We start from the raw sequence: 7,351 nt of genomic DNA, 5'->3' as shown, positions 1-7,351 counted from the left end.
GTTCTGGACCGTGGGGGGGTGGGCGTGTCCAAAGGAAACCCTGGGTTAGGGTGCCAAGTCGATCACGATCATCGAAGAAACCCGCTCGTTTGCCGAACCCTCCCGGCGTAGTCTCCGGCGCTGATTCCGTCCAGTTTCAGCACCACAACAAGGAGACCCCCCGATGTCCACGACCCGCCTCCCGGCCGACTCCCTCGCGTTGCAGCGCCTGTACGCCTGGGAGGTCGACGCGCCGAACCGGGTCACGCTCCACCAACCCATGGGCAGCGGCATCGTCAAGGACTTCACCTGGAAAGACGTCGCCGACCAGGCCCGGCGCATGGCCGCCCACCTGAAAACCATCGGCCTCGAACAAGGCTGGGAACCCGGCGCCCGCGTCGCCATCCTCTCCAAGAACTGCGCCTGGTGGCTGATGAGCGACCTCGCCATCTGGATGGCCGGCTACGTCAGCGTCCCGCTCTACCCCACCCTCGCCCCCGACACCATCCACCAGATCCTCACCCACAGCGAGTCGCGCCTGCTCTTCGTCGGCAAGCTCGACGGCTGGGAAGGCATGCGCCCCGGCGTCCCCCTCGGCCTGCCCTGCATCTCCTACCCCGTCTCCCCCGAGGAAGCCCAGGACGCCTACGACCACTGGGACGCGATCTGCGCCGAGACCCCACCCCTCAAGGGCCGCCCCACCCGCGCGGCCGACGAGCTGGCCACCCTCATCTACACCTCGGGCACCACCGGCACCCCCAAGGGCGTGATGCACTCGTTCGGCAACTTCGCCTGGGCCATCGGCTCGGGCCTGAAGCGCATCCCGCTGACGGAGGAGGACCGCATGCTGTCCTACCTGCCGCTGGCCCACGTGGTGGAGCGCGCGCTGGTCGAGCACGGCTGGCTGCACACCGGCATGACCATCTACTTCGCCGAGAGCCTGGACACCTTCGCCGCCGACCTGCAACGCGCGCGGCCGACCGTGTTCTTCTCGGTCCCGCGGCTGTGGACGAAGTTCCAGCAGGGCGTGCAGGCCAAGGTGCCGCAGCCCAAGCTGGAGAAGCTGCTGCGCCTGCCGATCATCGGCAAGCTGGTGCGCAAGAAGATCCTCAAGGCGCTGGGCCTGAACGAGTGCAAGTTCGCCGCCGGCGGCGCCGCGCCGATGCCGGTCGCGCTGCTGAAGTGGTACCGCGCGCTGGGCCTGCCGATCAACGAGGGCTACGGCATGACCGAGAACCTGGCCCTGTCGCACATCACGATGCCGGGCCAGGACCAGATCGGCAGCGTGGGCCCCGCCTACGACGGCGTGCAGGTGCGCCTGGATCCGATCACCGGCGAGCTGCAGATGAAGAGCCAGGCGCTGATGCAGGGCTACTACAAGCAGCCCGAGCTGACCGCCGAGACCTTCACCGCCGACGGCTGGCTCAAGACCGGCGACAAGGCGGAGATCTCCGACAAGGGCGCCCTCGCCGGCTGCGCGCGCATCACCGGCCGGGTCAAGGACCTGTTCAAGACGAGCAAGGGCAAGTACGTGTCGCCCGCGCCGATCGAGGACCGCCTCGGCGCGCATCCGGCGATCGAGGCCTGCGTGGTCACCGGCGCCAACTTCCCGCAACCCGTGGGCATCGCGATGCTGTCGCCCGAGGTCGCCGGCCGCGACCGCGCCGCGCTGACGCAGGACCTGGCCGCGCACCTGGAGAAGGTCAACGCGCGGCTGGATCCGCATGAGCAACTGGACTGCCTGATCGTGACCGCCACGCCCTGGACCGTGGACAACGGCCTGATCACGCCGACCTTCAAGGTGCGCCGCAACCGCGTCGACGAGGTCTACGGCCCGCGCCTGGAAAACTGGATCGCCCAGGGCCGGAAAGTCGTCTGGGCCGACTGAACCCCGGTCACCGCCCGGGCGCATGATGCGCGGATGAAACGCGGATCCCTCAAACGCTGGGCGGCCCTGCTCAAGGGCGAGTTGCTGACGGTCTACTTCGCGGCCCGCGACCCGGAAGCGCCCTGGCTGGCGCGCTTCGTCGCGATCGCCGTCGCCGCCTACGCGCTCAGCCCGATCGACCTGATCCCGGACTTCATCCCGGTGCTGGGCCTGCTCGACGACATCCTCCTCGTGCCGCTGGGCTTCTGGCTGGTGCTGCGGCTGATGCCGCCGCCGGTGATCGCGCGCGCCCGCCAGCGCGCCGCCGCGCAGCGCGACCGGCTGCCCCGCAACCTGAAGGTCGCCGCGGCCATCGTCGTGGCCTGGGTGCTGGTGCTCGCGCTGATCGTCGTGTGGCTGGTCGGACGCGGCGGTGGCGGCGCGGCCGGCGGCTCGGTCTGAACGGCGTCGCTCAGTCCGGCCCGAGGCCCTTCTTCGCCAGCGTCTCCACCACCCACTCGATGAAGACCCGCATGCGCGCCGACACGTAGCGGTTGGGCGAATACACCAGGTACACCGGCACGGGGTTGTGGTGCCAGTCGGGGAAGAGCTGCACCAGCTCGCCGCGGTCGAGCTGTTCCTGCACCGCGTACTTCGCCAGCTGCACCACGCCCAGGCCCGCCAGCCCCGAGGCCACGTAGGCGTTGCTGTCGTTGACGTCCAGGCGCCGGCGGCCTTCGATCTCGAGGCGCTCACCCTCGCGGTGGAAGACGAACGGAAAGACGCGGCCGGTCCGCGACGAGAAGTACCCGACCGCCTGGTGCGGCTCCCGATCCAGGTCCTGCGGTACCTGCGGCGTGCCGTGCCTGGCCAGGTAGGCCGGGGAGGCGCAGGTGCAGAACAGGATCTGCCCGACGCGCCGCGCCACCAGGCCGGCGTCCTGCACCGGCCCGACGCGCAGCACGAAGTCGACGTTGTCGACCAGCAGGTCGATCGCCCGGTCGCTGACGCCCAGCGCGATCTGGATGTCGGGATACCGCTCCTGGAAGTCGCCCAGCGCCGGGATCAGCACCCGCGAGCCGGTCAACGTGGTGACGTCGACCCTCAAGCGCCCGCGCGGCTTGCTCTGGTCGTGGAGCATCCCCTGGTCGATGGCCTCGAGCTCGTTGAGCAGCGCCATCGTCCGTTCGTAATAGGCGGCGCCGTCCTGCGTGACCGTCACCTTGCGGGTGGTGCGCGTCAGCAACTGCACCCGCAACCGCGCTTCAAGCGCCTGCACCAGCCGCGTCAGGCTGGCCTTGGGCAAATCCATCGAGTCGGCCGCCTTGGTGAAGCTGCCGGTTTCCACCACCCGGGCGAACGCCCGCATCTGCACGATCCGATCCATCCGATGCCCTCGCTGTGCCGGCCGCGGAAAGGAGGACTGCGGGCGGGCCGACGGGCGATTCTCGGGGAATCCGCGCGGCATTGCGCGCTGTGCGCCGTCGCGCCCCCTTTTCGGGCGTGTCGGGCGAATATCGGCGGAATATCTCCGACTTTGGTATGAATATCGCCCGGGCGGCTGGAGGGTTTCATCGACACCACCGGAAGGGTTTCCGCGGCCCAAAAGAAAAACCCCTCGGCGAGGGGGCTCGTCCGAGGGGATATAGGCGGTCGGCGGCAGACAGGAGGAGGAGTGCGGAGGAACCGCCGCCGACCAGGGCCGAAGCCCTTGACCTAAAAAGTGCTCTCTCAGGGCAAATGTTGTTCGAGTTCTCTCTCAGGAAGCGGGGGAATCGGACGGTCGATCAGCGGCCGGCGACGGCGGTCGACGGGGCGCTGCCGCCGAAACGCTTGACCAGCGTCGCGTAGTACGGCGAGTTGCGCAGCTCGGCGTACTTGGCCTTGGCGGCGTCGCGGCGAGCGTTGTCGTAGCCGTAGGTTTCCGACTGCTCGACAGCGGCCAAGCCGGATTCGCGATAGATCTCCAGGTCGGCCAGCACTTCGGCGCGGCTCACGGCGCTCGGGGTGTTCACCGGTTGCAGATGCGGGTTGTCGTTGGCCATCGCGTTGCCGGCCAGCACGGCGGCGGAAGCGAACAGGACGGAAGCGATGATGTTCTTGCTCATGATCATTCCTTTCGGTATCGGTCCCAGGGCATTTCGCGAAGGGGCGCGGGTTGAGGTTTCGACCCGTCGATCCGTGTTTCCTGGGAACTTTCCGGGAGGCGGTATCGGTGTGTCGATGGGATGAACTATGAGGCATAAGGGTTGACCCTTAAATCCATGCCGATGCAACACTCCGTTGAAAAGATCGGAACAATCCCGGGGCCGCCCCGCGAATCCGGCGAGGAGCGATCCGACCGGGCGATTGGCGCAGCCACCCGAGCGGAGGAACCGAGTCGAGGTGCGCGTGGCGTTCGGATCGTCCGAAGGTCGGATGCGGGTTTTCCATCACGGGAGTAGGCTGCCCGCATGACTGCCACCCCCACCTCCTCGCCCGGCGGCGCGCATCCGACGCCGGCGTCCGGCACGCCCGGGCACTACACCGCGCACGAGAAGCGCGACCGCATCCTGGCCATCGTCGGCGCGTCGTCCGGCAACCTGGTCGAGTGGTTCGACTTCTACGTCTACGCGTTCACCGCGATCTACTTCGCCCACGCCTTCTTCCCGAAGGGCGATCCGACGGTCCAGCTACTGAACACGGCCGGCGTGTTCGCCGCGGGCTTCCTGATGCGACCGATCGGCGGCTGGCTGTTCGGACGCATCGCCGACCGCAAGGGCCGCAAGACGGCCATGATGATCTCGGTGCTGATGATGTGCGGCGGCTCGCTGGCGATCGCCTTCATGCCGACCTACGAGACCATCGGCGTGATGGCGCCGACGCTGCTGCTGCTGGCGCGGCTGTTCCAGGGCCTGTCGGTCGGCGGCGAGTACGGCACCAGCGCCACCTACATGAGCGAGGTGGCGCTGCGCGGCCAGCGCGGCTTCTACGCGTCGTTCCAGTACGTGACGCTGATCGGCGGGCAGCTGCTGGCGGTGCTGGTGGTGGCGATCCTGGAGCAGACGCTGACCGACGCGCAGATGCACGACTGGGGCTGGCGCATCCCGTTCATGGCCGGCGCGGCGACCGCGGTGATCGCCTTCTACCTGCGCCGCTCGCTGGCGGAGACGGCCAAGGCGGACCAGCTCGACCGCAAGGAATCGGGCTCGATGCGGGAGCTCTTCGCCAAGCACACGAAGGCGTTCCTGATCGTGCTGGGCTTCACCGCCGGCGGATCGCTGGCCTTCTACACGTACACGACCTACATGCAGAAGTACCTGGTGCTGAGCGTGGGCATGGACAAGAAGGTGGCCAGCACGGTGATGACGGCGGCGCTGTTCGTCTACATGTGCATGCAGCCGCTGTTCGGCGCCTTGTCGGACCGGATCGGGCGGCGCACGTCGATGCTGTGGTTCGGCGTGCTCGGGGCGCTGGGCACCTGGCCGATCCTGACGGCGCTCAAGGGCGTGCAGAGCCCGTACGCGGCGTTCGGGCTGATCATCGTGGCGATGGCGATCGTGTCGCTGTACACCTCGATCGGCGGGCTGATCAAGGCGGAGATGTTCCCGCCGGAGATCCGCGCGCTGGGCGTCGGGCTGTCCTATGCGATCGGGAACGCGATCTTCGGCGGCTCGGCGGAGTACGTCGCGCTGAGCCTGAAGGCGGCGAACGTCGAAAGCGCCTTCTACGTCTACGTGTCGGTGATGTGCTTCTTCGCGTTCCTGGTCTGCTTCCTGATGCCGGACCTGCGCCGGCACGGCCACCTGAACGACGTGCATTGACCCCCGTCAGTCCCGGTCCTGCATCCCCAGGTGGTGGGAGAGGTACACCCGCCCGCGGAACCACGTCTCCCACCCGCTGTCCTTGAGCCGGTCCAGCACCGGCCCCTTGACCTCGCTGAGGTCCAGCCGCCGGCCCTGGCGCTCCAGCGTCTCATGCAGCTCCCTGAGCGCGCTCAAGCCGCTGAAGTCGATGCTGTTGACCGGCGACATCTGCAGCAGCACGCGCCGCGTCGCGGGATGCGTGTCCAGATGGGCCTGCACCACGTCCGCCAGGCTGCGCCCGTTGAGGAACAGCAGGCTCTCGTCGATGCGCAGCCCGAGCACCAGCGGGTCGAGCTCGACCTGGTGGCGCTCGACGTTGCGGTAATGCTCGGTCCCCGCGATGCGGCCGATCAGCGCGACATGCGGCCGCGCGCTGCGCTGCAGCAGCAGCGCGATGGCGCCGGCCACGCCCAGCCCCAGCGCGGCGGTGATGCCGACGAACATCACCAGCAGCGTGACCGCCGCCATCAGCAGCGCCTCGCCGCGGTCGTAGCGCCAGGCATCGGCATACGGCCCGAACTTCAGCCCCGACAGCACCGCGACCATGATGCTGGCGGCCAGCACCGGCTTGGGCACCCAGGCCAACAGCGGCGACAGCGTCAGCAACGTCAGGCCCATCAGCCCGGCGACGAAGACGCCGGTCATCCGGGTGCGGCTGCCGGCGTCGCTCATCAGGACGCTGCGGGAGAAGCTGGCGGCCGACGGCATCCCGCCCGACAGCGCCGCGGCCAGGTTGGCGCCCGCCAGACCCATCAACTCGCGCCGGGCGTCGACGCGCTGGCCGACGCGGCGCGCGAGCGACTCCGCGACCGCCAGGCTGGAGACGTACCCGAGCAGCCCGATCAGCGCCGCGCCGGGGAGCATCGCGGTCCAGAGCTCGGCGTCGAGCCGCGGCAGCGTGAAGACCAGCGCCAGCGGCGGCAGCTCGCCGACGCGCGGCAGGTCTTGCGGATCCCAGCCCCAGGCGACGGCGATGCCCGCCAGCAGCACCGCCAGCGGTGCCACGCGCGAGACGAAGCCCTTCGGCAGCCGCCGCACCGCGACCAGCGCGAGCAGCGAGGCGATGCCGAACAGCGCGGCGATGCCGTGCCAGTCGAAGCCCCGCGCCACCATCGAGCGGCCCAGGTCGGTCCAGGTGCCGCCGCTGGCCGAGGAGCCGATCAGCACCGGCAACTGGCTCGCGGCGATCGCGAGCGTCGCGCCCGATTCGAAGCCATGCAGCACCGGCACCGACAGCAGCGCCGCCAGCGCATGCAGCCGCAGCAGCGCGGCGGCGCCGAGGAACAGGCCGACCTCGGCCGCCAGCACCAAGGCCGCCTCGCTCGGACTGACGCCGGCGGGCGCGAGCTGCAGCGTCTGCATGATCATCAGCGCCAGCACCGCGACCGGGCCGATATTCAGGTAGGGACTGGAGCCCAGCGCCGCGTAGAACAGCGGCGGCAGCAGGCTGGCGTAGAGCCCGACCTGCGGCGGCAGGCCGGCGAGCATCGCGTAGGCCAGGCTTTGCGGAATCAACAGGACGCTGACCACCACGGCGGCGACGAGGTCGTCGCGCAGGGCGTCGCGCAGGTAGGGCCGCAGGGCGGCGAGGGACGGCAACGTCGGCATGGGTGGGGGGCGCCGCGGCGGCAGGGCGCGCGGCAGTATAGGGGCCGCCCCG

6 protein-coding genes are annotated in these 7,351 nt (G+C 69.4%); 3 read left to right on the top strand and 3 right to left on the bottom strand.

The genetic code is table 11. The annotated features are described in order from the left end of the window. Window positions 1-163: 163 nt before the first annotated feature. Both N5D62_RS13725 and N5D62_RS13720 read left to right on the top strand, forming a co-directional pair. Window positions 164-1,867, top strand: coding sequence for an AMP-binding protein (locus tag N5D62_RS13725; protein ID WP_279758388.1), 1,704 nt, complete (start codon window positions 164-166; stop codon window positions 1,865-1,867). Between the two features lie 33 nt (window positions 1,868-1,900). Beyond that, window positions 1,901-2,308, top strand: a complete 408-nt coding sequence (locus N5D62_RS13720) for a YkvA family protein (protein WP_279758387.1) — start codon at window positions 1,901-1,903, stop codon at window positions 2,306-2,308. A 10-nt stretch (window positions 2,309-2,318) separates the two neighbouring features. On the opposite strand, the gene N5D62_RS13715 is transcribed toward N5D62_RS13720, so the two are convergent. Both N5D62_RS13715 and N5D62_RS13710 read right to left on the bottom strand, forming a co-directional pair. Continuing rightward, a complete protein-coding gene (locus tag N5D62_RS13715; protein WP_279758386.1) occupies window positions 2,319-3,233 on the bottom strand; it encodes a LysR family transcriptional regulator in 915 nt (304 codons plus the stop codon). A gap of 400 nt (window positions 3,234-3,633) precedes the next feature. Beyond that, window positions 3,634-3,954 (bottom strand): DUF4148 domain-containing protein, encoded by a 321-nt coding sequence (locus N5D62_RS13710; RefSeq protein ID WP_279758385.1) that lies wholly within the window; start codon window positions 3,952-3,954, stop codon window positions 3,634-3,636. 345 nt (window positions 3,955-4,299) lie between these two features. Between N5D62_RS13710 and N5D62_RS13705 the strand changes: the two genes are divergently transcribed. Then, window positions 4,300-5,649: an MFS family transporter gene (locus N5D62_RS13705; protein ID WP_279758384.1), complete on the top strand. Its 1,350-nt coding sequence runs from the start codon at window positions 4,300-4,302 to the stop codon at window positions 5,647-5,649. 6 nt (window positions 5,650-5,655) lie between these two features. Here the strand turns inward: N5D62_RS13705 and N5D62_RS13700 are convergent, their stop codons facing one another. Then, window positions 5,656-7,299, bottom strand: coding sequence for a SulP family inorganic anion transporter (locus N5D62_RS13700; protein WP_279758383.1), 1,644 nt, complete (start codon window positions 7,297-7,299; stop codon window positions 5,656-5,658). Window positions 7,300-7,351 lie beyond the last annotated feature (52 nt).

The organism is Mitsuaria sp. GD03876, assembly GCF_029840635.1.
GTDB lineage: Bacteria > Pseudomonadota > Gammaproteobacteria > Burkholderiales > Burkholderiaceae_C > Roseateles.
This window is presented reverse-complemented; position numbering and strand designations above follow the sequence as displayed.